The organism is Longitalea arenae, assembly GCF_016924755.1.
In the GTDB taxonomy this organism is placed as follows: Bacteria; Bacteroidota; Bacteroidia; order Chitinophagales; family Chitinophagaceae; genus Niastella; species Niastella arenae.
Map to the genome: position 1 here is coordinate 293,913 of NZ_JAFFJX010000001.1, position 24,770 is coordinate 318,682.

General features: G+C 44.1%; 25 protein-coding genes. 11 read left to right on the top strand and 14 right to left on the bottom strand.

From position 1 onward, the window contains the following. Positions 1-15: 15 nt before the first annotated feature. Positions 16-345 carry a hypothetical protein gene (locus JT717_RS01300; RefSeq protein WP_205508357.1) on the bottom strand — a complete coding sequence of 110 codons (330 nt, stop codon included), beginning with the start codon at positions 343-345 and terminating at the stop codon, positions 16-18. Positions 346-404: 59 nt separating this feature from the next. Then, positions 405-575 (bottom strand): hypothetical protein, encoded by a 171-nt coding sequence (locus tag JT717_RS01305; protein WP_205508359.1) that lies wholly within the window; start codon positions 573-575, stop codon positions 405-407. A 65-nt stretch (positions 576-640) separates the two neighbouring features. Here JT717_RS01305 and JT717_RS01310 point away from each other — a divergent pair, with 65 nt between their 5' ends. Then, on the top strand, positions 641-3,259 hold the full coding sequence (locus tag JT717_RS01310) for an outer membrane beta-barrel protein (RefSeq protein ID WP_205508361.1): 2,619 nt from the start codon (positions 641-643) through the stop codon (positions 3,257-3,259). Positions 3,260-3,384: 125 nt separating this feature from the next. Here the strand turns inward: JT717_RS01310 and JT717_RS01315 are convergent, their stop codons facing one another. Together JT717_RS01315 and JT717_RS01320 are read right to left on the bottom strand one after the other, a co-directional pair. After that, complete coding sequence (locus tag JT717_RS01315; RefSeq protein ID WP_205508363.1) at positions 3,385-4,158, bottom strand: TIGR02757 family protein; 774 nt, start codon at positions 4,156-4,158, stop codon at positions 3,385-3,387. Positions 4,159-4,185: 27 nt separating this feature from the next. Beyond that, positions 4,186-5,325, bottom strand: a complete 1,140-nt coding sequence (locus JT717_RS01320) for a cystathionine gamma-synthase (protein ID WP_205508365.1) — start codon at positions 5,323-5,325, stop codon at positions 4,186-4,188. A gap of 407 nt (positions 5,326-5,732) precedes the next feature. On the opposite strand from JT717_RS01320, the gene JT717_RS01325 reads away from it, so the two are divergent. Then, positions 5,733-6,173, top strand: coding sequence for a hypothetical protein (locus JT717_RS01325; RefSeq protein WP_205508367.1), 441 nt, complete (start codon positions 5,733-5,735; stop codon positions 6,171-6,173). Positions 6,174-6,244: 71 nt separating this feature from the next. Here the strand turns inward: JT717_RS01325 and asnB are convergent, their stop codons facing one another. The 4 genes from asnB to JT717_RS01345 all read right to left on the bottom strand — a co-directional run bounded on the left by asnB (position 6,245) and on the right by JT717_RS01345 (position 10,204). Continuing rightward, complete coding sequence (gene asnB / locus JT717_RS01330; protein ID WP_205508369.1) at positions 6,245-8,086, bottom strand: asparagine synthase (glutamine-hydrolyzing); 1,842 nt, start codon at positions 8,084-8,086, stop codon at positions 6,245-6,247. A 116-nt stretch (positions 8,087-8,202) separates the two neighbouring features. Then, complete coding sequence (locus tag JT717_RS01335) at positions 8,203-8,844, bottom strand: DUF2911 domain-containing protein (RefSeq protein WP_205508370.1); 642 nt, start codon at positions 8,842-8,844, stop codon at positions 8,203-8,205. A 4-nt stretch (positions 8,845-8,848) separates the two neighbouring features. Then, a complete protein-coding gene (locus JT717_RS01340) occupies positions 8,849-9,418 on the bottom strand; it encodes a DUF2911 domain-containing protein (protein ID WP_205508371.1) in 570 nt (189 codons plus the stop codon). A 201-nt stretch (positions 9,419-9,619) separates the two neighbouring features. After that, the gene (locus JT717_RS01345) at positions 9,620-10,204 is read right to left on the bottom strand and encodes an acyl carrier protein phosphodiesterase (RefSeq protein ID WP_205508372.1); all 585 of its coding nucleotides are present in this window, start codon (positions 10,202-10,204) and stop codon (positions 9,620-9,622) included. A 593-nt stretch (positions 10,205-10,797) separates the two neighbouring features. On the opposite strand from JT717_RS01345, the gene JT717_RS01350 reads away from it, so the two are divergent. Next, positions 10,798-11,253, top strand: coding sequence for a hypothetical protein (locus JT717_RS01350; protein WP_205508373.1), 456 nt, complete (start codon positions 10,798-10,800; stop codon positions 11,251-11,253). Between the two features lie 268 nt (positions 11,254-11,521). Further along, a complete protein-coding gene (locus tag JT717_RS01355) occupies positions 11,522-12,496 on the top strand; it encodes a deoxyhypusine synthase family protein (protein ID WP_205508374.1) in 975 nt (324 codons plus the stop codon). A gap of 242 nt (positions 12,497-12,738) precedes the next feature. On the opposite strand, the gene rpiB is transcribed toward JT717_RS01355, so the two are convergent. From rpiB to JT717_RS01385, 6 genes are all read right to left on the bottom strand, one after another. Continuing rightward, positions 12,739-13,185, bottom strand: a complete 447-nt coding sequence (rpiB, locus tag JT717_RS01360) for a ribose 5-phosphate isomerase B (protein ID WP_205508375.1) — start codon at positions 13,183-13,185, stop codon at positions 12,739-12,741. Between the two features lie 41 nt (positions 13,186-13,226). Continuing rightward, complete coding sequence (gene tatC, locus JT717_RS01365) at positions 13,227-14,078, bottom strand: twin-arginine translocase subunit TatC (protein WP_240347769.1); 852 nt, start codon at positions 14,076-14,078, stop codon at positions 13,227-13,229. A gap of 228 nt (positions 14,079-14,306) precedes the next feature. Continuing rightward, positions 14,307-15,590 (bottom strand): hemolysin family protein, encoded by a 1,284-nt coding sequence (locus JT717_RS01370; protein WP_205508378.1) that lies wholly within the window; start codon positions 15,588-15,590, stop codon positions 14,307-14,309. Between the two features lie 29 nt (positions 15,591-15,619). After that, positions 15,620-16,195 (bottom strand): guanylate kinase, encoded by a 576-nt coding sequence (gmk, locus tag JT717_RS01375; protein WP_205508382.1) that lies wholly within the window; start codon positions 16,193-16,195, stop codon positions 15,620-15,622. A 78-nt stretch (positions 16,196-16,273) separates the two neighbouring features. Further along, positions 16,274-17,578, bottom strand: a complete 1,305-nt coding sequence (gene murA, locus JT717_RS01380; protein WP_205508383.1) for a UDP-N-acetylglucosamine 1-carboxyvinyltransferase — start codon at positions 17,576-17,578, stop codon at positions 16,274-16,276. A gap of 291 nt (positions 17,579-17,869) precedes the next feature. Next, complete coding sequence (locus tag JT717_RS01385) at positions 17,870-18,595, bottom strand: DUF4290 domain-containing protein (protein ID WP_240347770.1); 726 nt, start codon at positions 18,593-18,595, stop codon at positions 17,870-17,872. A 563-nt stretch (positions 18,596-19,158) separates the two neighbouring features. Between JT717_RS01385 and gldC the strand changes: the two genes are divergently transcribed. The 7 genes from gldC to JT717_RS01420 all read left to right on the top strand — a co-directional run bounded on the left by gldC (position 19,159) and on the right by JT717_RS01420 (position 24,762). Beyond that, entirely contained in the window at positions 19,159-19,506 is a 348-nt protein-coding gene (gldC, locus tag JT717_RS01390) for a gliding motility protein GldC (protein ID WP_205508384.1), read from the top strand. A 17-nt stretch (positions 19,507-19,523) separates the two neighbouring features. Continuing rightward, positions 19,524-19,976, top strand: a complete 453-nt coding sequence (locus JT717_RS01395; protein ID WP_205508385.1) for a GatB/YqeY domain-containing protein — start codon at positions 19,524-19,526, stop codon at positions 19,974-19,976. 108 nt (positions 19,977-20,084) lie between these two features. Next, positions 20,085-20,621, top strand: a complete 537-nt coding sequence (locus JT717_RS01400) for a CvpA family protein (protein WP_205508388.1) — start codon at positions 20,085-20,087, stop codon at positions 20,619-20,621. A 127-nt stretch (positions 20,622-20,748) separates the two neighbouring features. Continuing rightward, on the top strand, positions 20,749-21,525 hold the full coding sequence (locus JT717_RS01405; protein WP_205508390.1) for an alpha/beta fold hydrolase: 777 nt from the start codon (positions 20,749-20,751) through the stop codon (positions 21,523-21,525). 158 nt (positions 21,526-21,683) lie between these two features. Next, complete coding sequence (locus tag JT717_RS01410; RefSeq protein WP_205508392.1) at positions 21,684-22,343, top strand: CBS domain-containing protein; 660 nt, start codon at positions 21,684-21,686, stop codon at positions 22,341-22,343. A gap of 121 nt (positions 22,344-22,464) precedes the next feature. Then, positions 22,465-23,856 carry a POTRA domain-containing protein gene (locus JT717_RS01415; protein WP_205508393.1) on the top strand — a complete coding sequence of 464 codons (1,392 nt, stop codon included), beginning with the start codon at positions 22,465-22,467 and terminating at the stop codon, positions 23,854-23,856. Positions 23,857-23,883: 27 nt separating this feature from the next. Continuing rightward, a complete protein-coding gene (locus JT717_RS01420) occupies positions 23,884-24,762 on the top strand; it encodes an NAD kinase (protein WP_205508394.1) in 879 nt (292 codons plus the stop codon). Positions 24,763-24,770: the final 8 nt, after the last annotated feature.

Consider the following 24,770-nt stretch of genomic DNA (forward strand, 5'->3'; position numbering starts at 1 on the left):
GAACTTAGGAATTATTCACCATTTATCGTCATCCGGAATATTCTCCGGCGGTTTGAATTGTGCCCGCAGTTTTAATTTCTGCAGCTGCCTTTCTATGATAAGGCCGGCAATCAACTGCCCCGCATCCTGACCGGCCTGTCTTTCAAGGGTCTCTTTCAGGGTTTTTTCTGAAATATCTATCCGGTACAAGATGTTGATAAGCCGTGCAAAATCAGTTTGTATCAACTGGTTTACCGCTGCTGACAGGGCATCGGTAAGCTGCTGCTTATCATTTGTGAGAGGAAGGTTAAAATCGCCACTCAACTGATCCTGTATAAAGGGAATATTTTCTTCAGATAATGGCATAATTATGTAAATAAATTTATTGCATATTAAAAAAATATCCAGTGCAACTACAGCGAAAGTCACCCGAATAAATATTTACCGGCCGCTAATTTCTTCTGCCCCCAAATGACTATTTTTACAAAGGGATGCACCAGGAGCGAATGGTGAATTCCAGTAACAAAGACCCTCACTTCATTGTACATTTTAACCTTATTCTCCGGATATGCGTTGGAGTGCTGGGATAATTGCATGCTTACTGTTTCTGAGTACCTGTGTTCAGGCACAGCGTACGCGTTATGGTACCGTTAAAGGTACGGTGACAGATTCATTAACCCGCCGTTCGCTTGAATCCACTTCAGTAGCTGTTTATCTTAGCTCAGATTCTTCATTAGTTAATTATGCTTTAACCACCCGCAAGGGCGAATTTACTGTTAATAATATCCCATTAAATACCCATTGTACCATCGTCATTACGCACCGGGGATACGATGTTTTTTCCCGGTTAATAAAGCTGACTGCCGATAAGAAAGAGCTACTGCTTGATACCATCTTACTGGTAAAGGCATTTAACGAATTAAAAGCGGTTACCGTTACAGCCTTACGCCCGCCGGTGTCAGTAAAACCCGATACGCTTGAGTTCAATGTTTCTTCCTTTAAGACGATGCCGAATGCAATGGTTGAAGACCTGTTAAAACAATTGCCGGGCGTTGATGTAGATAAAGATGGTAATGTTACCATCAATGGGAAGAAGGTGTCGAAAATCATGGTAGATGGAAGGGAATTCTTTGGTGGTGATCCGAAAATCGCGCTCAAGAACCTGCCTAAAGATATCATTGATAAACTGCAGGTAGTAGATAATAAAAGCAGGGAGGCACGCTTTAATAAGACCAGCAATGGCAACGAAGACCTGGCGATAAATCTTACGTTGCGCAAAGAGGCGCAAAAAGGCTGGTTTGGCAGGGTGAGCGCGGGTTATGGCACCAATGAAAGGTATGAGGGCTCGGCTATGGTTAACTTTTTTAATGGAGCCAAACAATTCAGTCTTATCGGCAATGCCAACAATACCAACCGCGGCAGTATTTCAGGGGAGGGTTTTGATATTTCGAATAGCCGCAGTACCCTCGATGGGGGCGGGGGCGGCCTGACCCGGGCCGCTTCGGGTGGTTTGAACTTCAGTGAAAGTATTGGCCAGCAGCTCAAATTGAATGGCAGCTATTTTTATAACAACAGTCACACCGATAACATTTCAAAAACACAAAGGGAAAACAGGTTACCGGATACTACTTTTTTCTACAATGCCGATAACAACAGCACAAATGATTACGGCAATCACCGGCTTTCTCTCAATGCCAGTTACACCATCGATACACTGACTGAAATTCACATTAATTCGTATGTGAACACGAACACAAGTGATGCCGTGAACAGCAAAGTAGCGGCATCAAGGGGGAAGGGCAGCCAATTGATCAATACCAGTGAGAACACGTTCAGCACAACCGGCGATGGAAAAAATATCAGCACCGAGTTTTTCCTAAGTCATCGTTTCAGGAAACAGGGGCGTGGGCTTACACTGGGTTTAACGTACAATTATAACGATCAGGTATCTGTCGATGATAATATCGGACAAAACGATTTTTATAAAAATGGCATCCTCGATAGCATAGATGTGGTGAATCAACGCAGCAATATGACCAACAAGGGTACAGGCGTAACATTTACAGCTACCTATGCCGAGCCGCTGACCGAATACATCAATGCTATAGTCAGATATAATTACGCACGCAACAATAGTTTTTCAGACAAGAACACCAACCGGTTCAATTCAGTAACCGGAAAATATGACCTGGAAGACACGGCTTTTACCAATGCCTTTCGTAACATCAATGAAACGCATACGCCTGACCTGAGTATTACATTCAATAAAAACGAGTACCGGGCATCCATCGGGTCGGGGATCCAGTTCATGAAGCAGGATAATTACACGATCACCAGCGGCGAATTATTGCAACAGCAGTATATAAACATCACACCCTCTGCAAACATTGGGTATAACTTTAGCAAAACCGGCAACGTGGCTATTTTCTACAATGGCCGCAGCCAGCAGCCCTCTATACAACAATTGCAACCGGTACCTGATAACAGCAACCCATTATATGTACAGTTGGGTAATCCCGATCTGCGTCCCTCTTTTTACCATAACGTAAATGTGCAGGTGCGTGAATCAAAAGGAAATAATTACTGGTTTACCGGTTTAAGCCTCAACACGACCCAAAACCAGATCATTTATCAGAACTGGTTCGATGATGTAGGTAAACAATACAGCCAGCCGGTGAATGTAAATGGCAATTTGGGTATGTCGGGCAACCTGCAATACAGCCTCACCCTCAAAAAAAGAGATATGCTGCTTCGAATGAACCTGGGCAGCAATGGATACTTTAACCGGAATAATACATTTGTCAACCGCGTAAGCATCACTTCCAATGCCTATAGTTTCTCGCAGTCAATCGGGCTGAATTTTACTTATAAACAACAGTTGAGCGTAATGCCATCCTTTAATATCCGGTTTAATAAAACAAGCTATTCATCAGAATCCGTGCAGGCTGCCTCGTTCAATACCAAAACATTCGGTTTAAGCGCCTTCTGGAATGAACCAAAATGGCTGATCCTGGAAAACAACCTGCAATACAGCTATAACAGCCAGATCGCCCCTGGATTTAACAAAAGCGTTACCATGTGGAGTGCTGCTGTGAATTGCCAGTTATTTAAAAAGCAGCAGGCTATTGTACGGCTGGCCGTATATGATATTTTACGGCAGAATGCAGGCGTATCGCGCAGCATTACCCAAACATATATTGAAGACCGGCAAACGGAGGTATTGCAGCAATACTTCCTGCTTTCGTTTATTTATAATCTGAGAAAGTTTAATACGAGATAAGTCAAATTAGTCAGTAGTCAAAGCAGTCATATGGCTAGTCTTATGTGACTCCTTTGACTCTTTTGACTCTTGTGACTCCTTTGACCCATTTGGCTCTCTTGACCCCTTTTGACCCATTTGATTTGTTAGAATTTCTCTACCACGCCGAGCCCGAATAAAGCAAAATCATATTTAACGGGATCATCAGGGTCGAGTGTACGGAGGTGGCTGGTTAATTCAAGCGCTGCCTGCCAGTCGATCTGTTTTCTGGGCAAGAGGTTAAAGCGTTTCGCTACCCGGGCCACATGTAAGTCGATAGGGCAAATAAGTTGCGCAGGCCTTATCGTTTTCCAGATACCGAAATCAACACCGCTATTGTCCTGCCTCACCATCCAGCGTAAGAACATATTCAGCCGCTTGCACGTTGAATTCTTTTCAGGCGTTGCTATGTGTTTGCGGGTGCGGGCAGGTACATCTTGCAGGGAAAAAAAGTAATGGTGGAAACCCGCCAATCCGTTTTCAATGCTGGTATCGTTTTTCTGCATGCCGCGCGTAAATGCAGTTTCGAGGCTGGTATATTTGGAATAATGGAACTTTAAGAATTCTACGAAGTATAGCAGATCCGTGGTGTTGAACGTGCGGTGTTTGAAGGACAGCAGTTTTTTCAGGTCGTTCTCGTGATGCTGTAAAACGAACTGATGCGGCGCCATATCCATCGCCTGCATCAGTTCCTGCGATTTTTTAATGATAATGGTGCGGTTACCCCAGGCAAAGATGGCCGCAAAAAAACCGGCGATCTCTATGTCGGGTTTTTGGGAAAATAGATGTGGTATGGAAACAGGATCATCTTTAATGAACGAAGGCTGATTATATTCCTCCGTTTTGCGGTTTAAAAAATCCTTCAAAGATGGCTGCTTCATTGTATTTCATTATTGAAAAATCTGCGATTATCCTATAGCCGCTTTAAGATCATCTATAAGGTCCTCTGCATCTTCGATGCCAACGCTCAACCGGATCAGCGAATCACTCAATCCGTTCTTTAATCGCTCTTCGCGGGGTATAGAAGCGTGGGTCATGGTAGCCGGATGATTGATCAGCGATTCCACGCCGCCCAGGCTTTCAGCCAGGGAAAATACTTTGGTTGATGATAGTAAAGTCATGGCTGTTTCAACACTGTCGTCCTGTAATGTAAAACTGATCATGCCGCCAAATCCACGCATTTGTTTTTTGGCAACGGTATACCCGGGATGATCATCGAAACCACACCAGTAAACATGTCCTACTTTTGGATGATTGCGCAGGAAATGGGCTATTTTTTCACCATTCTCACAATGCCTTTGCATGCGTACATGCAGTGTTTTTATACCACGTAATACCAGGAAGCAATCCATGGGGCCGGGCACGGCACCGCAGCTTTTTTGAATGAAGTACAACTGGTCGCGGAGCGCCTGATCATTCATCACCAGCGCGCCCTGGATAACATCACTGTGGCCGCCCAGGTACTTGGTAGCCGAGTGCATAACGATATCTGCACCCAGGTCAAGCGGATTTTGCAGATAAGGAGAAGCGAAGGTATTGTCGACACACAACAATATGTTATTGGCTTTGGCAATCGCCGCTACGGCTGCAATGTCAACAATATTGATCAGTGGATTGGTAGGCGTTTCTGTCCAGATAAGTTTTGTGTTCTTATTTACATATGATTGAATGTTTTCAGCCTGCTGCATGTTAATATAATGAAAGCGAATGCCGAATTTTTCGAACACCCTGGTGAAAAGCCGGTAAGTACCGCCATACATATCGTTGGCGGCAATAACTTCGTCACCAGGCTGTAACAATTTCAGAACGGCATCAGTAGCTGCCACGCCACTGCTGAAGGCGAGCCCGTATTTTCCATTTTCAATAACAGCCAGGGCTTCTTCGAGTGCGAACCGCGTAGGGTTCTGGGAGCGGGCATATTCAAACCCTTTATGCTTACCGGGTGCGGCTTGCACAAAAGTGGAAGTCTGGTAAATGGGGGTCATTATAGCTCCGGTTGATGGATCAGGTTCAGCGCCGGCATGAATGCATTTTGTTCCTGGTTTCATCTGTAGTTTTTTTATTGTTATTTGGCCGAAGTATATAGCTGATCTGTAAATGCTTTAATGTATGGCCATTGATATGGTGCAAAGATGCGGAATTAAAACCAGCTCTGCTTCGCCGTACTTCCTCAAAAAAAGCCGTTCCACGGCCTGTTGTACGGCTTTTATCCGTTTGTTCATTCCTTATTTCCAGTTTAACAGAAGCTTAACCTGAAAGTTGAAATTCCCTGTAACATTTTGCAAATGCTGTATGGGCGTGCATTTGCGGCGACTGCTTTAAATGCGTACCTGATACAAATGTGCGAAAATGTTCGTAGTTCTTGTCATGAAGCCTCCGCCGGTACTAATTATCTTGACTTCGCCTCTTATCCGCTATACTTTTGGTTCATCAATCAAGCTTAAAAGTATACGCCATGAAAAAAGTGATAGCCATTGTATTCGCCGCGCTGGTTACAGGAAGCGCCTTCGCATTCGATCCTTTTGATCCGAACGAGAAAGTTTTAAAAGCATTTAATGAAACCTTTACCGGTGTACAGGAGGTACGCTGGGAAGAATTCCCCAAGTATTATGCAGTTAGCTTTGTAAGCGGCGGCATTCGGGCAAAGGTGAACTACGACAAAGATGGGAATATGATCAGCTCCATTCGTTACTACAATCCGCAATTGCTTCCACTATATATCCTTAATAAGATCAATAAAGAAAATCCCCGCAAAAAAATGTTTGGGGTAACTGAAGTTACACACGGTGGTTTAATCGCTTATTATATCAAGCTGGAAGATAAGACGCATTGGTATACGCTGAAGGTGGATGTTGACGGCAACAGCCAGTTAACTGAAAAATACAGAAAAGTATAAACGGTTTTCAATCACCCTGAGGGCCTGGCCCGGTCACACAAGCCAAAGCTCCCGGGGTGTTTTTATAAATTTCAGCACAGTAACTGTCCGGCTACAAGGTAGCGCCAGTCATAATTATCAGCCGCATGGGCCTCAAGCGGCTGAATTTTTTTATGTAAGGCCTGTTCTTTGAGGATCCCCTGTTTAAACAGCTTTCGCTTCGCTTCGATAATATATTCCTGCAAGCGGGCATCGTGCATCCATTGCTGCTGGGGTGGTTCAAATCCTATCTTATCTGTTCGCCAGGCGAGGCCGGCCGGCAGTTTTTCTTCCATGCCTTTCCGTAACAACCATTTGGTATAACCATCCCTGATCTTGAAACTGGCCGGTAAGGAAAACAGGTGCTGTACAAGCTCATGTTGCAGAAAGGGCAGCCGCACTTCTATGCCAAAAGCCATCGCATTTCTGTCGGCATACCGTAACAATTCTTCCAGTCCGTTAACAAAGGTGTTGTAATAAAGAATATTATTGAGATCGTCAAAATGGGCAATATCGTAATACGATTCGCCGTACTCGTTAATGAATGCCGGGTCAAGATCGGGCGCCTGCTGCTGCTGGCGGGCCCTTTGGCGTCGCAGGAACCAGCCCGCATACCCGGGCATGGCCGCTGCCAGTTTATTTTTTACGCCCCAGGGAGCGGTTATGCCACGCGCACGGGCATAACGCAATTCATGCTGAAGGTTCTTCCTGTTCTCCCTGAACAATTGCTGCCAGTACCAGTGATAATATTTATGATATCCCGCGAGTATTTCATCGGCGCCCTGGCCGTCGAGTAAAACGGGAACCTGCTGTTGGCGCGCCAATTCATACACATAGTATTGTGCCGCAACGCTGGCCGATTGGAATGGCTCTTCCTGGTGGTAACATATTTTTTCAAAATCATGGATCACCCCGTCGGCATTGGGTTGAACGGTATAATTTTCTGCACCGTAATGGCCGGCTACTTTTCTGATCCAGGCTGATTCGTCATGTTTGAATCCGGGAAATATGGCCGAGAATGTTTTGTATATCCCCGGCGCTATGGATTGAATGCCGGCGAGCACCGAGGAACTGTCGAGGCCACCGCTTAATGAGGTGCCAATGGGAACATCGCTCCGCAATCTTCTTTGTACCGACAGGCAGAACAATTCATTGAACTGCGTTATTGCCTGCTGGTCGGTCATTGATTCATTCCTGAAATCAACGTCAATGTTCCAGTACAGCGACCGGCTTAAATGGCGCCCGGGTAGATGGTATTGAAGATATGAACGGGCAGGCAGTTTATTAATACCCATATAAAAGGTCTCTTCGCCATTAGCCGGGTTTTGCGTATACCCCAGGGTGAAATAGTTGAAAAGCATTTTTTCATTGATCTGCTTTTCAATACCAGCCGCCCAAAGGGCTTTCATTTCACTGGCAAACATAAATTGGTCGCCATCGAAATAATAATAAAATGGTTTTTCTCCGAAACGGTCGCGGGCCGCAAACAGGCTTTGTTCCTGCTCATCCCAAATGGCAAAAGCAAACATGCCATCGAAATATTGCAGGCAGTTTGCCTTGTAACAATCATAAGCTGCCAATATCACTTCCGTGTCAGACTGGCTTTGAAACTTATATCCTTTTTGCTGTAAGCAACTTCTTATTTCAGGGTAATTGTAAACTTCTCCATTGTGAACGATCGTGTACCGGTTCAGATAATGCATGGGTTGTGCGCCGGCAGGCCCCAGGTCGATAATAGATAAACGGCGATGGCCAAAGCCGGTAGTATGGTTGGCATTGATCCAGCTGGCTTCACCGTCGGGACCGCGATGGGCGAGCGCCCCGGTCATTTTCTTCAGGTGTTGAACGGATAACAGCTCTTTCTGATCGGTTATAATACCAGCAATGCCACACATAAGAACAAGATAAGACTATTTCTGATTTTCGATGTTTCAGGATTTGAGCTATTTCAGTTGAACTACCGATTAACCGCAAAGTCCCGAGATATAGAAACGTCAAAATCCTGCATTTCTTACCAGGTGATAGGCAGATTTGCCCTTACACTGTCCCATTCCATGACCAACTGCATGCCTTTATCGGCCTTTTCAAATTCCATGGTAAACAGCTCATAGGGGAAACGTGTTTTTACAACCGGGATGGTAAATTTATATTCGTCTTTGGCAGTGTCGATCTTCAGGCCCCAGGTGTACAGATCGCTGTTCAGTATAACCGTCCAGTTATTTGGCTGGGGAATGCAATAGATAACATAACGGCCTTTCTGTACTTTTTTTTCAGTGATCACCACATCCCTGAAGAATTCGATCTCTGAGGCTTCGTTAGCGCCCAGGCGCCAGGGGGAACCATATTGAATGATGTCGCCAAATATAGTACGATGATTTTTTTGCGGCCTGCTGTAAATAACGCGGGCGACCAGCGGTTCGGTTACACTGCCCGACATTTTCAGTTTGGGATAATCAACCGGATAATAGGCCATATCCATGGGAGATTTATCCAATCCAGGCTGCGGATCCTTTTCAACAGGTTTATTGGTAGTTACATTCGGGTTAATGGTTACGGTGTTATCGCTTGAGCCAGCATGCTGATCACAACCCGCCACAATAGCTAAAATCCATACTAAACAGCAAAGCTTGGAAAACTGCCTGGTTTGAAACATGATGTTATTTTATAAAGGTGATCGGCAAAGTGGCTTTTACATTGTCCCAGGCCATGATCATATTGGCTCCGGAATCGGTTTTATCGAAAAGCAATGTAAAGGCCTCGATGGGTTCCTGTTGTTTTTCCAGTTTTACCTCCGTGCGCAACACATCCTTTTTGTCGTCGTACTGAAAAGCGCCCCAAATATCGGTTTCTCTGTTAAAGATCAGCGTCCATTTATCCTGATAGGGGATGGCATACAGGCTGTACCTGCCCTTTTTAAGGCGGGCATTATCAATTTTTACATCTTTATACAGTTCAATTTCAGTGCATTCGTTGGCGCCCAGCCGCCAGATCTGTCCATATTCGATGAGGTCGCCAAATACGCTGCGGCCGTTTTTTTGCGGCCTGCTGTATAAAACCCGCGCTAACAACGGTTCTGTGGCTTTATTCTGGATCTTTAAAATTGGAAAATTAACCGGAAAATAACTCACGTCCATCGGCGATTTGTCCAATGCCGGCGCTTTGAACTGGGCATCTACGGTTGCGGAGATCATGGTTAATCCAATAAACAAAACCACCAACTGCTTCATCTTCGTAATATTTTAGGTGTAAGACGGCATCATACACGTAATGCGTTGTATGGCCACCGGCCTCCAGCGCAAGCGTTTGTAATTAATCGGCAAAAATAAAAGTTAACAGGATTCGCTGCTAACACTTTGTACTCATTAAACGATCGGGAAAGAAAAATTCCTTCGGCGTGAATAAGTTTTTAAAAGATTTTAACCCCTGCTTTACATTTTTTCTAATGTATTCAAGGTGAAGCGATGCAGGGCGGGAAAGAAATCTGCATAGTACTGCTGCAGCTTGTGATAATTGTCTTCAAATAATTTAAAAGCTGTTTGGCTATCTGTTAAATATTGCGACCGGTGTACCACGCCGGCAAAACTGCGCTCTATGCCCGACCGGTTGCGATAATTATAGAGCCAGTTATATTGCTTCATATAGGGGAATACCTGCTTGAAAGGTTCGGGAAATACATCCCGGTATTTATCCAGCGACAGATATACCTGTTGAGAGAATTCCTGTAAGGAATCGTCGGTAAATTGCTGCCAGTCGTTGGCCAGAAAATGATCATAGCTTACGTCAATAAAAGCAGCGCTATATAAACGGTAATATGGTTTGAAGATGATCTTCGCCTCTCTTGTAGCCGGATGTTCATCAGTAAAAGAATCAATGGCGCGGTGCAGTAAAATTCCCTTCCGTACATCATCCGGAAACTGGTTCACCTGCTTTCCTTTTACAAAATCACCCAACAGGTTGCCGGCCAAAATGGCTGGTTGGTTGAAAGATAAATATGCGTGCGCCAGGTAGTTCAAAGGCTATGATTTGTTAGTATGACAATATAATGTTTTACGGCGGGTTTACGCAGAAAAAACAGAAAAAAGAACAAATAATATCCAGCATTTTCAGGCTGCCTCGTTTCCACAATTCCATTTTAACGATCGGTTAACCTGGTTTTATGAATTTTTTAAACTTTCACATACAACCCTTTGCCAGCTTCAGTTTGGCTCAAGTTTGTAACAATCGTGATCCGGTTTTGTTTAATGTGTTTGAACGATGCACGCCATTAGTCATAATTTTCGTGGCCGAAGTGTAACCTCTTTTACTTTTGTGTCGACTAATCAATAAAGCAACAGCATTAGTCACTTAAAAAGTATAGCCATGAAAAAGTTTTTAGCTTCGTTTATAGCAGCATGTAAGCCCCGTTGCTCAATAAATGAGTCCCCGAAAACATAATTTAAAAAAGATCCTTCCAGTACCTGTAACAATTGTAGGAAAGCTGCTACATATAATTCATACCTCTTAAAACAATAATTTAAAAAATTAAGATCAACCGGGCTGGCGTCCATATAGCCAGGATGCATCATATTGCCTGGTATCAATTAAATCAAAAGCAAACATTAGCATCATGAAAAACAAAATTCTCCTAGGCGTATTTATTTTTATAACCGCCATCAGCAGTGCATTTGCCAACGGTAATGAAGAAGTAAGTGACAAAATCCTTAAGTCATTCCAAAAAGATTTCGCTGGTGCACAGCATGTGCAATGGGTTAGTGCAAAAGATTACGTAAAAGTCACTTTTACATTGAATGAGCAGGTTGTGTATGCCTATTATTCGCAGGAAGGCCAGTTGTTGGGTGTAACCCGTAATATACTTTCCAGCCAGCTGCCCATGAATCTGCTTACCGATGTTAAGAAAAATTACAGTAAATACTGGATCACCGATCTTTTTGAAATAGCCAATAATAATGAGAATGTGTATTACCTCACCCTCGAGAACAGTGATCACAAGGTAATATTGAAGTCGAATGGCAATTTCGGCTGGGACACTTTTAAAAAGGAAAAGAAACAAGTTGATAACTAAGGTTTTTCTTATAGTTGGTTTTAGTTGGAAAGAAAAGGCTCCTGATTTTTCAGGGGCCTTAATTGTTGGTAGCCGGTTTTTTGGCCTAAGTTTCCTGGAATTCAAGTTCCAGGTATATAGGACTGTTTGTGGCCAGGGTTAAATTACAGACCGTGAAGCCGAACCTTATAAGCTGTAACCTGTTCCCGGTTTGCCTTTTGCCAATTGTCCCTTGTCTATTGCCAATTGATTCCTGATTCCCTACCTTTGCCGCCACAAAAAAACTACCATGAGCAAAGGTCCCATTTCGCAATTCATACAGCATCATTACCGGCATTTCAATGCAGCTGCGCTGGTAGATGCTGCTAAAGGATATGAAACCCATTTACTGGAAGGTGGAAAAATGATGGTTACGCTGGCTGGTGCTATGAGCACGGCTGAACTGGGTGTTTCATTGGCCGAAATGATCCGTCAGGATAAAGTGCATATTATCAGCTGCACCGGCGCCAACCTCGAGGAAGATATCATGAACCTGGTGGCTCATGACCATTATAAACGTATTCCCAATTACCGCGACCTTACCCCGCAGCAGGAATGGGAATTACTGGAGCAGGGCTTGAACCGCGTTACCGATACCTGCATACCAGAAGAAGAGGCTTTTCGCAGTATTCAGCATAATATAGTTAAACTGTGGAAAGATGCCGATGCCAATGGTGAGCGTTATTTTCCGCATGAGTTCATGTATAAACTCTTATTGAGTAAGGTAATGGAAAAAAATTACCAGATCAATACGAAAGACAGCTGGATGATCGCAGCTGCCGAAAAGAACCTGCCCATTGTGGTGGGCGGCTGGGAAGACAGCACGCTGGGTAATATTTTCGCTTCCTATGTAATTAAAAATGAGATCAAGGCTAGTACCATGAAGAGTGGTATTGAGTATATGGTATGGCTGGCCGACTGGTACCGGAACAACAGTGCGGGTAAGGGCGTAGGCTTCTTCCAGATCGGGGGTGGCATTGCCGGTGATTTCCCCATCTGCGTGGTGCCAATGATGTACCAGGACCTGGAATGGCATGATGTTCCTTTCTGGAACTATTTCTGCCAGATCTCCGACTCTACCACATCCTACGGTTCGTATTCCGGCGCGGTTCCCAATGAAAAGATCACCTGGGGTAAACTGGATATCAATACCCCTAAATACATCGTGGAAAGTGACGCTACCATTGTAGCGCCGCTGATTTTCGCCTATGTATTAGGTTGGTAAAATAACTTACTGGTCAATGGGGCCTCCCCTCGGGGAGGCTTTTTTATTTGTACTGCAAACTCGCCAAATATAGCCGAAATAGCAAATAACACTGACGTGGCGCGGGATAAGGCATTTGCAAAAACGGCCCCGCAATAGCAGAGCCGTTTTTAGAAATTTATCGAAGACTTAAGCTTGCGTAATTCCAAAAATCGCAAAATCGCAAAATCTCAAAATCTCAAAATCCCAAAATCCAAAATCGCCTAAACGCAGGCTATTTTGTTAACCCTTGTCTGGTGACGGCCGCCTTCAAATGGGGTGGCGATAAAGATCTCCAGCATTTGTTTGGCATATTCCAGCGACACAAAACGGGCAGGAATACAAATCACGTTGGCATCATTATGCTGGCGGATCAACCTGGCTACTTCTGTTTCAAACGACAAACCGGCCCGGATGCCCTGGTGTTTATTGGCGGTGATACAAACCCCGTTAGCGCTTCCGCATAGTAAAATACCAAATGCCGCTTCACCTTTTTCAACTGATTCGGCAACGGGATGCGCATAATCGGGATAATCAACCGATTTATTGACATCAACGCCTTTGTCGCTAACCTGATAGCCTTTTTCCGTTAACCATTTTACAATAGCTTCTTTATACTCAAATCCGGCATGATCGCTACCGATAGCTATTGGTTTTGAGAGATCGAACATATATTGTTTATATTAACTATTTATACGGTTATCTATAGCTTTTATTGCCAGTTATCCTCTTCTTCCTGTTCCTTTTTGTACACGCGTTTAGAAACGATGATGCTTAATTCATATAAGAACACCAGCGGTAAAAATACGATCATCTGGCTGGTCCAGTCAGGCGAAGGGGTAATGATCGCCGCTATCATCAGGATCGCTACATAGGCGTATTTGCGGTAGGTGCTAAGGAACTGCGGTGTAATTAAGCCCACTTTTGTCAAAACATAAGACAGCACGGGCAGTTCAAACGCAATACCGCAGCCCAGGATGATATTCACCAGGTTATCGATGTAATCGCCCAGCGCAGGTTTGTATTCATACAGCTGCGATTTACCCAGGGTAAAATTGGCCAGAAAATTAAAAGTAAAGGGGCCCAGCACAAAATAACCAAAGGCGGCTCCCAGGAAGAAACAGAGGCTAACAAAGAAGATAGCGTTGCGGGAGTATTTCAATTCCTTGGGTGATAAGGCCGGTTTTACGAACTTCCAGAACTCCCAGAAAATGTAAGGAAAGGCAAATATGAACCCGCCGATGATGCCAATTTGAATGGCCGACATAAAGGGTCCGCTAACCGTATTACCCAGTAATTTATACCCGGGTGGAATAGGGGGCATACAAAGCGCATCTCCGATATGCAGGAAATGGCTGAAGTCGCATAGTACCCGGTACGACACGAAATTATTGCGTACAGGTCCCATTACCACATTATCAAATACCCAGTCGATATTGATAAAAATTACTATTGCCGCCACTAATATGGCCAGCACAGACCGCATGATGTGCCAGCGTAGTTCCTCGAGATGATCGATAAAGGTCATCTCGCTATCATTACTCCTTCTTTCTAAAAAGGTCATCGCCATAGGATCGCATAAGTTCTGAAAAATAGTAAAAGCGGGGCAAATTTAAGGCTTATCAAATTGGAATCAACAGAAAGCTTGTTAAGGGACTGAAATGATCAGTGGAAAGGCAGGGTGCTTGGAAATGATTTACTTGTGAAATTTAAGATAAACGGAGGGCAGATTCCCGGTTTGCAGGAGGCAGCTGGCGGACTTGTTTTGTTTGCCGGCCGTTGTTGGATCGTATTACTTGAGGATCTTGAGACGGACCATTTCAATACGGGTATCGCTCACATTCAGGATCTCGAATTCATAATTGCCGATGATGATGCGTTCTTTCAACCGGGGGATGGTTTCGTGCTGGTGAATGATAAAACCCGAAAGGGTCTCGGAATCGTTTTCAGGGAACTCGAGCTTGTATTTTTCTACAAGATAGTCCAGCTCAAGGCGGCCCGACAAAATATATTCATCTTCCGAGATCATTTTCTCTTCAAACTCTTCCACATCGTATTCGTCCTTGATTTCCCCAAAGATCTCTTCCAGCAGGTCCTCCATGGTAACGATACCGGCGGTTCCGCCAAATTCATCAACAACCCAGGCAATACTTTTGCGTTCGCGGGTAAATTTATTGATGAGGTCGGTGGCGCTCATACTTTCGGGGATGGCCGGAATAGGCAGCAGGATCTCTTTGATATGGTCAGGTTGTTTGAACAGATCGAGCTGATGAATATAACCGAGTATCTGATCAATATTTCCACCATATACAATAAGTTTGCTCAGCTTGGTTGCAATAAACTTTTTGCGGGCATCCTCCACCGTCATATTCAGCTCTATTGCTTCAATTTCTTTACGGGGCACCAGGCACTCCCGTACCTTGATCTTAGGTAATGACAGGGCGTTTTCGAACAGTTCCGTGTTCATTTCGGCGCTATCACTGTTATTCTCGTTGGTTTGCTGAAAAAAGTGATCGAGGTCGCTGCGCGAGAAAGGTTCCTTGCGTTTGTCGATGCGCATGTCAAAGATCACATTCAAAATGAAGATCGACAGCTTCACGAAGGCGGCGGCTATCCAGTAAAATAAGGAGTCGAACAAACCCAGCAGGCCAATACGGGCTGAAAAGGAAAGCAGGGAGTCGCTTTTAGCCTTGAAAATGGCTTTGGGAATACACTCGCCCAACAGGATGATTATTAGCCAGGAGAGAATGATCTCGACGATCAGCCGGAAAAAGGTTATGAATGAACGACTGGAAAAATCCATTTTGTACCAGTTGAGAACCTCATTCCAGAACTCAGACCCTAATAATATGACGATGGTGAGAAAAAAGCTGAATCCTACTACATTGGTGCCTATAAAACGGGAGGGATTGTCGAACAGGTTGGATAACAATATACCACTGCTGGCGCCCTGCTTCTTTTTCAATTCTATATTCAGCCGGTTAGCTGAGGTAAAAGCTACCTCAATACCAGCAAAATAGGCGACCAACAAAAAGGCTATGCCAATGCAAATGCCTATAATGGTAAGAAAATCCATAGTTCGGGTACGAAAATATAAAAAAAGGGTCAGCTTTCAAGGAACTGCTGAACTACTTGCTGCGCCTGCTGGCAGGCCCGCTCGAGGTTGTCGTTCAGAATTATTGCCGTAAAGTGATGTTTAAACGATATTTCGTACGAGGCCTTATTGATCCTTTGCTGCAGGCTTTCTTCTGTTTCGGTACCCCTGGAACTCAACCGGCGCTTCAATTCATCTACAGAAGGGGGATCTACAAAGATCGACAGGGTAGTATCGGGGAACTGTTGTTGTACGTGAATGGCGCCTTTTACATCAATGTCCAGTACGGGTACCTGTTGATTGTTCCAAATGCGTTCCAGCTCCGATTTCAGTGTTCCATATTTCTTGCCTTCATACACCATTTCCCACTCTACAAACTCATTGTGCTGGATCTTTTGGTTAAATTCTTCTTCAGCCATAAAATAATAATCCTTCCCTTCTGTTTCGTTTTCGCGTCTTTTACGGGTAGCCGCAGATATTGAAAAAGCCAGCTGCGGAAATTTCTTCAATAAGAAATGGGTGATGGAGGTTTTACCCGCGCCGGAAGGAGCGGTAATGATTATTATCTTATTTTTTGGTTGAAACATGAACGGTTTGTGGTTTGTCGTTTGTGGTTTGTGGTTTGCGGCGGCCGTTGGCTCCGTCCGTTTAAACTTCACCGGTTTTTATATTCGTTTTATATCTGCTCCCAGCTGTTGCAGGCGTTTGTCGATATACTGGTAACCGCGGTCTATCTGTTCAATATTCTGGATCACGCTTTTTCCGTCGGCACTGAGGGCGGCAATCAGCAGCGATACCCCGGCCCTGATATCGGGGCTGCTCATTTGAATGCCCCGCAGGTTTTGTTCCCGGCCCAGGCCAATTACGGCGGCGCGGTGCGGATCGCAGAGAATGATCTGAGCGCCCATATCAATCAGTTTATCTACAAAGAACAATCGGCTTTCGAACATTTTTTGATGGATCAGCACACTGCCACGGGCCTGGGTGGCAACAACCAGCACAATGCTCAGCAGGTCTGGCGTAAAACCGGGCCATGGATGATCGTAAATGGTGAGCACCGAACCATCGAGGAAGGTTTGAATTTCATATACTTCCTGGGCGGGCACATGAATATCGTCGCCTTCAAATTGCAGTTGTATGCCCAGCTGCCTGAATTTTTCCGGTATAATGCCAAGGTGTTCGATGCCGGCATTTTTGATGGTTATATCGCTTTGCGTCATCGCCGCCAGTCCAATAAAAGAGCCGATCTCGATCATATCTGGCAACATCCGGTGTTCGGTTCCATGTAATGACTGTACGCCTTCTATGTTGAGCAGGTTGCTGCCGATACCGCTGATCTTTGCACCCATGCGGTTAAGCATTTTGCACAACTGCTGTATATAGGGTTCGCAGGCGGCGTTATAGATGGTGGTAGTGCCTTTGGCCATGACGGCAGCCATAATGATGTTGGCGGTTCCGGTTACCGAAGGTTCATCGAGCATCAGGTAAGTGCCTTTCAGGTTTGGCGCTTGCAGTTCAAAAAAGCCGTCTTCGGGCAGGTAGTTGAATGAGGCGCCCAGTTTTTCGAATCCGATGATATGAGTATCGAGCCGGCGGCGGCCTATTTTATCGCCACCAGGTTTGGGAATATAGGCTTTTCTGAAGCGGGCCAGCATGGGGCCGGCAAGCATAACGGAGCCTCGCAGGCGACCGCTTTTCTGTTTATAGGCGTCGCTGCGCAGGTAATCTATGTTCACATCATCGGCCTGAAAGATGCAGGTATCGCGTTGCGGGCGTTCGATCTTTACATTCATTTCGCCCAGCAATTCAATAAGCAGGTTTACATCTAAGATGTCGGGTATATTGGTTATGGTAATTTTCTCGGGTGAAAGCAATACGGCACTGATGATCTGCAGTGCTTCATTCTTTGCGCCCTGTGGAACAATTTCACCTTTTAATTTTTTGCCGCCGATGACTTCAAAAGAATTCATAGATACTTATGCTTGTTTTTGTTACCCTGGGGTGGCCTGGGAGTATTAAGGTGCAAATATAAAACCCCGACAATAGCTTTTACTGTCGGGGTTTTATTTATTCTTTATTTTACTGTCTTCCCGCCTACTGGCAGGAGCCCTGAATTTCAAATTTCTAGTTTTGAGATTTAGCGATTTTGAGATTTCATTTAGGTTCTGCGCTTAAACAAATCTCAACGTCCCGAAATCTCAAAATTTCTTCTCTGTATTCTACAACCAAGATCTCCCAATTGAACTTCTGGCTTACGTTGTTTATTTGTATCTCTTTTTGAACTTGCCGCCCCGGTCGTTGCGGTTATCACGTCCGCCGCCGCCATCGCGGTTATCGCGCCCGCCCCGGCCCTGGAATTTCTGGCCTCTTTTATTGCGGTAATCGCCATAACCACCACGGTCACGATCCCGTTCACGGCTTTCATTGGGGCGATGCTGCCGTACATACGGCGTATTGGTAAAGGTGAGCTGCCCATCTGTAATATTGGTGAGCTCGCCCTGAATGGCGTCGTCGTGCACTGTTTCCTTATGCCAGTTATTATAGGCCAGCTTCATATAATAGGCAATAGCGTTGGCAAAGCCCTGTCTTTTTTCGCTTACGTCTTCTTTCAACGCTTTATTGATAACCAGCTCAAGGTTTTTGCCCAGGTGAGAAAATTTGGGATAGCGCTTGGGATAGGGCAGCGGTCCTGGTCTTGATTTTAAGGTCTCCCTTGTGGGAATGGGATAGGGCGAATCAACCGCCAGTTTAAAATCAGAGATGAGGAACAGGTGATCCCATAGTTTATGTCTGAAATCTTCCACATTTTTCAGGTGAGGGTTCAGAAAGCCCATCAGTTCTATCACCGCGTAGGCATTGCGTTGACGGGTTTCCTGGTCTTCAATCGTCAGCAGGTACTCGATCATTTTTTGAATATGCCTTCCATATTCACGCATTACCAGGTGGTTCCTGGTAGTGTTATATTCCATTTCTTTAATACTATTCATTCTATAAATATAAAGTAAACAAAAGTAACAAAGTAAGTTAACAAAAAGAAAAGGCCTTTGTTAAGGCCTTTTCTATAAAGGATTGGTTTTTCCACAGGTTAATTATTTAGCCATGCCGCCAACGTTTGTAAAGGGTTGGAGAGGCACGGATTGATAATGGTAGAAATTATTTATCCGGTTTAATAGATAAGCACCTGAAATGTTAATGGTGAAAAAGATTTTTCTGGCTGCAAATGAAACCTTACTGGATAGATTAGCTTACAAGTCAATTCATAGATACAGGAAAATACGGGAAAGGTTTTTTTAAAATTGGAAGAACTTGGAGCATTTTCACCAAATTATCGAATAATGTTGTATTTACCAACGGGTTAGTTCGATATTTTTTAAACCGGTACAAAATAGAGTCCCGTATTTTTAAAAACGGTTATATGATTTAACATTTGACACCTGTGGCTGGTTTAATTTGCATTTAGCCGGGCTCCCCAGCCATTCGGGCGTCAAAAACTATTAAAATCGGTGTACTTTTGCGGTTCAAAATATAAAAAACTGATAATCAAAATAAAATGAGGCAATCCACAATAACTATTGATGTAGCGCTGGACGAAAAAAATATTCCTGATCAAATATTATGGAAAGCTACCGACAGCACCGCCAACCAGGCCCAGAAGGCCAGGGCCATGATGCTGGCTTTTTGGGATGCAGCCGATAAATCGGCTTTGCGTATGGACCTGTGGACGAAGGATATGATGGTCGACGAAATGGCTGATTTTTATTATCAAACCATGATGACCATGGCCGATAGCTTCAACCGGGCTACCCATCAAACCGAACTGGTTGATATGATGAAGAACTTTGCCAGGGATTTTTATAACCGTTTTCGCGAAATTCAACTGAAGGAAAATAAATTATAACCCCAAATAGCCGCTGTATGAGTTTAGAACAAAAGATAACGGCCGAGCTGAAAACAGCTATGCTGGCCAAAGATGAAAAAGCGTTGCGTAGTTTGCGTGCCATTAAAGCCGCCATCCTGCTGGCCAAAACATCAGAGGGGGCAGCCGGCGAGATCAAGGAAGAAGAGGAGATCAAATTATTGCAAAAGCTGGTAAAACAACGCAAGGATTCACTGGAGATCTATCAGCAGCAGAACCGTTCAGATCTGGCACAAAAAGAGCAGGAAGAAATTGAGGTGATCGAGAAATTCTTGCCCAGGCAGTTAAGCGGTGAGGAACTGAAGGCTGCGGTTGTCGGCATTATTGCCCAAACCGGCGCCAGTTCACCAGCTGATATGGGTAAGGTAATGGGCGTAGCCACGAAACAACTGGCAGGTAAAGCCGATGGCAAGGCCATTAGTGCGGTTGTGAAGGAACTGCTGGCTAAGTAGAAGCAGCATACAGGAAGCCGGAAGTCAGCGGCCGGAAGCTGAAGGCCTGGAAGTCAGACATTAGATTCAGCCTCAAACATCACACTTCTGGCTTCAGACATCAGAATTATGATCATAGATATATTAGTTCTAATATTTCTGGTTATGGCCGTTATCAAAGGATTGCGGCGTGGACTTATTGTTGCAGTATTCTCCATTTTTGCGTTTATTGCAGGCATAGCGGCTGCCATGAAATTATCAGTTGTTGTAGCAGATTATTTAAAAGATTCCGTTAATATATCTGCGAAGTGGTTGCCATTTATTTCATTTGCAGTGGTTTTTATAGGGGTGGTGATCTTGGTGCGGTGGGCAGCCAGCTTACTGGAATCAACGGTTGAAATGGCTATGATGGGGTGGGCAAACAAAATAGGGGGGATTATTTTGTACACTATTTTGTATATGTTTACACTCAGTGTAGTCTTGTTCTTTGTGCAAAAAGTAAAGCTTATCAGTGATGAATCCTTGGCCAGTTCGGTTACCTGGCCCTGGTTACAGCCCTTAGGCCCCTGGGTGATAGATGGCTTTGGGAAACTGATACCTGCTTTTAAGAATATGTTCACTGAGCTAAGCGAGTTTTTCGACGGCCTGGCCAGGCGGAAGGCGTGAGCTGCAAAAACGTGAAAAAATCAGTAGCTTACATTAAAATTGAAATTGGAAAAACTGCAAGGATGGATTATTTGCAGTAAAACGTTTATTTTAGCGATTAATTGACTGACTTGAACAGACATAGCTGATGAATTATACGATCAAACAAGTGGATAAATTCAAGTATATTGAAGAAGGCGAAGGCGAACCGCTAATACTTTTGCATGGATTATTCGGTGCCCTCAGCAACTTTGGTGATTTGATCAATTACTTCAAGAACCATAATAAAGTAGTGGTTCCCATTCTCCCATTGCTTGATATGGACCTCTTGCATACATCAGTAGGAGGGCTGCAGAAGTTTGTACATAAGTTTATTGAATACCACGATTTTCAGAATGTACACCTGTTGGGTAATTCGCTGGGTGGTCATGTTGCGATTTTGCATGTGCTGAAACAACCCGAGCGCATTAAATCGCTCATTTTGACCGGCAGCTCTGGTTTGTTTGAGAACGGTATGGGTGACACTTATCCCAAACGCGGTGATTACGACTATATAAAAAAGAAAACGGAGTTAACCTTTTACGACCCCAAGATCGCTACCAAAGAACTGGTAGATGAGGTGTACGAAATTGTAAATAACCGTTTGAAAGCCATAAAAATAATTGCACTGGCGAAAAGCGCCATCCGCAATAATCTGGGCGAGGATATCAATCAAATCAAACAACCCACGTTATTGATCTGGGGTAATAATGATGCCATTACCCCGCCGTTTGTAGGCCGGGAGTTTCATCGGTTAATTCCAAACAGCGAACTGCATTTTATCGACAAATGCGGACATGCGCCGATGATGGAAGTGCCTGATGAGTTCAATCGGATACTCCATAAATTTTTGACAAAATTGAATGAGCCTGCAGCGGTTGCCTAATTACAGTCGTCATAAATGATTATATTTGGTTAAGGTAATTACCTGGCAATTTAATAAGGGTTACACCTATTGAATTAATTATTTGGTTTGGTTTTGGTACAAACCGGTTACAGGTTTTTATCGTATAACACTATATTAGGTAGGTAAACTCTGATCAGTTGCTTAACAAAGAATTAATATCAGGCACGATTCCCACACTCAATTTGAGTGATACGGTTATTCAGGCGATGGACCTGATGTCGGAGTTCCATGTTATGCAACTGCCCGTAGTAAAAGAAGAAAAATACCTTGGCCTGGTATTTGAAGACGACCTGATGAACAGCGACGAACGCGCAACACTCCAATCTCTTGATACTCACTTTTCAAAGGTAGCCGTACACGCCAATACCCATTTTATTGAGGCGGTACAAATGTTGAATGATTATAATCTTTCCCTGGTACCGGTTGTAGACAAGGAAAATGAATTTATCGGCTCTATTGCCGCCATTGACCTGTTAAAAGAATTGGGCAAAACCACAGGAGCGAGTGAGCCCGGCGGGTTGATCGTGCTGGAAATGGAACAACGGAATTTCTCATTTTCCGAACTCAGCAAACTGGTTGAGACCAATGATGCCCAAATAACCCAGTTAAATAGTTATTGGGATAATAACACCAGTTCCTTTTTTGTAGCCATAAAAATCAATAAATTCGAGATTTCCGATATTGTTGCTACATTTCAACGATACGAGTACAATGTGAAATATTATTTTGGGGAAGAGCTATACGAGAACGAACTGCGGAACAATTACGACCACTTGATGAATTATCTGAATATTTAGCACAACATCCGGGATCGGCCAGTTTTATTTTTTAAAATTTTTGTAAACACAAGCAACTGCTTGCCGGGGCATGTGAATGGGAAAGAAATTTTACTGCATATTAGCGAATATGTTGTGTTGCATGGCACTGGTGTATGCCCAACCCTCCCCTGTGGATTCTTTGCAATCCACCAGTTATGTTACATCAGAGTATAGTAACAATTACTCCACACCTTTTGTTGTAGGCGAAATAATAATTGAAGGAAATAAAAGAACGAAGCCTTATATCATTACCCGCGAGCTGCCCTTTAAGCCAGGTGACTCCATTTACCTGCCCGACCTGGTAAAAGCATTCGAGATCTCACGCCAGCAGTTGATGAACACTACACTGTTCAATGAAGTGATCGTTTCCTTGAAAGCCTTTCGGGGCTATGTGGTCGATATCAACATACAGGTAAAAGAACGTTGGTACATTTTCCCCATTCCCTACCTGAAACCGGTTGACCGTAATTTAAATGAATGGGCAAAACAGGGCTATGGGCTCGACCGCGTTAACTATGGATTTAAATTCACCTACAATAACTTTACCGGCAGGAACGACAAACTAAAACTCTGGCTGATCACCGGCTATACGCAGCAAATACAATTTCAATACGATCAGCCTTATGCCGATAAAACCCTGAAACATGGTTACCGGCTCGGTTTTTCGTATTCGTTTAACCGGGAGATCAATTATGCAACGATCGACAATCAGCAGCGCTTTGTCGATTCCCTGAATGACGGGATAAAACAATGGTCGGGCCATATTGATTATACTTACCGTCCGGGTTTGCGAACCGTGCATTCTGTGTCTTTGTCGTATACCCATCAGTCGGTAGACGCGCGGATAAACGAGTTGAACCCTAAATACTACGGCTATCAGCGCAATCAGATCAGCTTCCCCGAATTATCCTACAGCGTAAGTTATGTGAATGTCGATTACAAGCCTTTCCCGCTTACCGGTTTGCTGGCGGAAGGTAGCATCACCAAAAGGGGGTTTAACAAGGAAATGAACATGTGGCAGGTGGTAGGAAAAGCCACCAAAGGATTTCAATTGAGCAAAAAAGATTTCTTCAGCTGGCAGTTGCTGGGTACCCTGCGCTTCCCCTTCAGCCAGCCTTATATAAACCAGCGGATGTTTGGTTACGGCGATATGTACCTGCGCGGGCTGGAAGATTATGTAATCGATGGGTCGGCCGGCTTTTTATCGCGGCAGAGTTTCCGGCATCAGTTCCTGAAGTTCAGTGTACCAACCTATATAAAATCAAAATCGCACGATCGGATCCCATTCCGTGTTTATGCCCGGGTATTTGGTGATGCAGGGTATGCTTATAATAAGAACTTTACCCAGAACTCCCTCACGAACCGCATACTGTATACGTATGGTGCAGGGGTAGATATCGTTACATTCTATGACTTCATTCTGCGGCTCGACTACAGCTTCAACCAATTAGGACAAAACGGATTATTTTTACACATTAAGAACGATTTTTAAACGACAGGTAAATTTTAACCGTATAGTATGAAGGTAGCTATTTATAGCCGGGTTATTGATGATGACCAGTATGTCAAAGTGCAGCAATTGCTCGATGAGCTGGCCAAAGAGAATATTCAGCCGGTTATATACAAACCTTTCTATGAGATGATCCAGAGCTCGGTTCGTTTTTCCGATAAGACCACCGTTTTCTCCGACTCGAGCGACCTCACAGAAGCCATCGACTTTTTAATAAGCCTGGGTGGCGATGGTACTTTGCTTGATACTGTTACCCTGGTTCGCAATAAGAACATCCCGATCCTGGGGATCAACTTTGGCCGGCTCGGTTTTTTGGCCAGCATCGGCAGTAAAGAATTGCACATTGCGGTACAATCACTGGTCAAGCGCACAATACTAATCGACAAGCGATCGTTAATTCATTTGGATGCCAGTAAACCGTTATTCGGCGATGTTCCATACGGATTAAATGAATTTGCTATTCATAAAACGGATACATCACCCATGATAAAGATTCACACATACCTCAATGGTGAATTTTTAAATACATACTGGGCTGATGGCGTGATCGTAGCAACACCAACCGGTTCAACCGGGTATTCGTTAAGCTGTAATGGTCCCGTGGTTTTTCCTGAATCCTCCAGTTTCGTTATTACCCCCGTAGCCCCACATAACCTGAATGTTCGGCCCATTATAGTGCCCGATGATAATATTATTTCATTTGAAATAGAAGGGCGTACCGATCATTTCATTTGCGCACTCGACTCGCGCAAAGAACTCGTAGATAAAAAAGTACAACTGGCAGTGCGTCGCGAATCCTTTACCCTGAGCCTCGTACGGTTAAATGAAAATAATTTCTTGCAAACCCTGCGTAACAAATTATCATGGGGTTTGGATACCAGGAATTGACTTTTTAA

What these genes read in the sequence shown, in the direction of transcription:
- JT717_RS01320 (WP_205508365.1), bottom strand. Translation starts at nt 5,325, where the DNA reads ATGAAACCAGGAACAAAATGCATTCATGCCGGCGCTGAACCTGATCCA.
- gmk (WP_205508382.1), bottom strand. Translation starts at nt 16,195, where the DNA reads ATGTTTCAACCAAAAAATAAGATAATAATCATTACCGCTCCTTCCGGC.
- JT717_RS01335 (WP_205508370.1), bottom strand. Translation starts at nt 8,844, where the DNA reads ATGTTTCAAACCAGGCAGTTTTCCAAGCTTTGCTGTTTAGTATGGATT.
- JT717_RS01355 (WP_205508374.1), top strand. Translation starts at nt 11,522, where the DNA reads ATGAGCAAAGGTCCCATTTCGCAATTCATACAGCATCATTACCGGCAT.
- JT717_RS01370 (WP_205508378.1), bottom strand. Translation starts at nt 15,590, where the DNA reads ATGGATTTTCTTACCATTATAGGCATTTGCATTGGCATAGCCTTTTTG.
- rpiB (WP_205508375.1), bottom strand. Translation starts at nt 13,185, where the DNA reads ATGTTCGATCTCTCAAAACCAATAGCTATCGGTAGCGATCATGCCGGA.
- murA (WP_205508383.1), bottom strand. Translation starts at nt 17,578, where the DNA reads ATGAATTCTTTTGAAGTCATCGGCGGCAAAAAATTAAAAGGTGAAATT.
- JT717_RS01395 (WP_205508385.1), top strand. Translation starts at nt 19,524, where the DNA reads ATGAGTTTAGAACAAAAGATAACGGCCGAGCTGAAAACAGCTATGCTG.
- JT717_RS01300 (WP_205508357.1), bottom strand. Translation starts at nt 345, where the DNA reads ATGCCATTATCTGAAGAAAATATTCCCTTTATACAGGATCAGTTGAGT.
- JT717_RS01325 (WP_205508367.1), top strand. Translation starts at nt 5,733, where the DNA reads ATGAAAAAAGTGATAGCCATTGTATTCGCCGCGCTGGTTACAGGAAGC.
- tatC (WP_240347769.1), bottom strand. Translation starts at nt 14,078, where the DNA reads ATGACCTTTTTAGAAAGAAGGAGTAATGATAGCGAGATGACCTTTATC.
- asnB (WP_205508369.1), bottom strand. Translation starts at nt 8,086, where the DNA reads ATGTGTGGCATTGCTGGTATTATAACCGATCAGAAAGAGCTGTTATCC.
- JT717_RS01350 (WP_205508373.1), top strand. Translation starts at nt 10,798, where the DNA reads ATGAAAAACAAAATTCTCCTAGGCGTATTTATTTTTATAACCGCCATC.
- JT717_RS01315 (WP_205508363.1), bottom strand. Translation starts at nt 4,158, where the DNA reads ATGAAGCAGCCATCTTTGAAGGATTTTTTAAACCGCAAAACGGAGGAA.
- JT717_RS01305 (WP_205508359.1), bottom strand. Translation starts at nt 575, where the DNA reads ATGCAATTATCCCAGCACTCCAACGCATATCCGGAGAATAAGGTTAAA.
- JT717_RS01415 (WP_205508393.1), top strand. Translation starts at nt 22,465, where the DNA reads ATGGCACTGGTGTATGCCCAACCCTCCCCTGTGGATTCTTTGCAATCC.
- gldC (WP_205508384.1), top strand. Translation starts at nt 19,159, where the DNA reads ATGAGGCAATCCACAATAACTATTGATGTAGCGCTGGACGAAAAAAAT.
- JT717_RS01400 (WP_205508388.1), top strand. Translation starts at nt 20,085, where the DNA reads ATGATCATAGATATATTAGTTCTAATATTTCTGGTTATGGCCGTTATC.
- JT717_RS01405 (WP_205508390.1), top strand. Translation starts at nt 20,749, where the DNA reads ATGAATTATACGATCAAACAAGTGGATAAATTCAAGTATATTGAAGAA.
- JT717_RS01420 (WP_205508394.1), top strand. Translation starts at nt 23,884, where the DNA reads ATGAAGGTAGCTATTTATAGCCGGGTTATTGATGATGACCAGTATGTC.
- JT717_RS01340 (WP_205508371.1), bottom strand. Translation starts at nt 9,418, where the DNA reads ATGAAGCAGTTGGTGGTTTTGTTTATTGGATTAACCATGATCTCCGCA.
- JT717_RS01385 (WP_240347770.1), bottom strand. Translation starts at nt 18,595, where the DNA reads ATGAATAGTATTAAAGAAATGGAATATAACACTACCAGGAACCACCTG.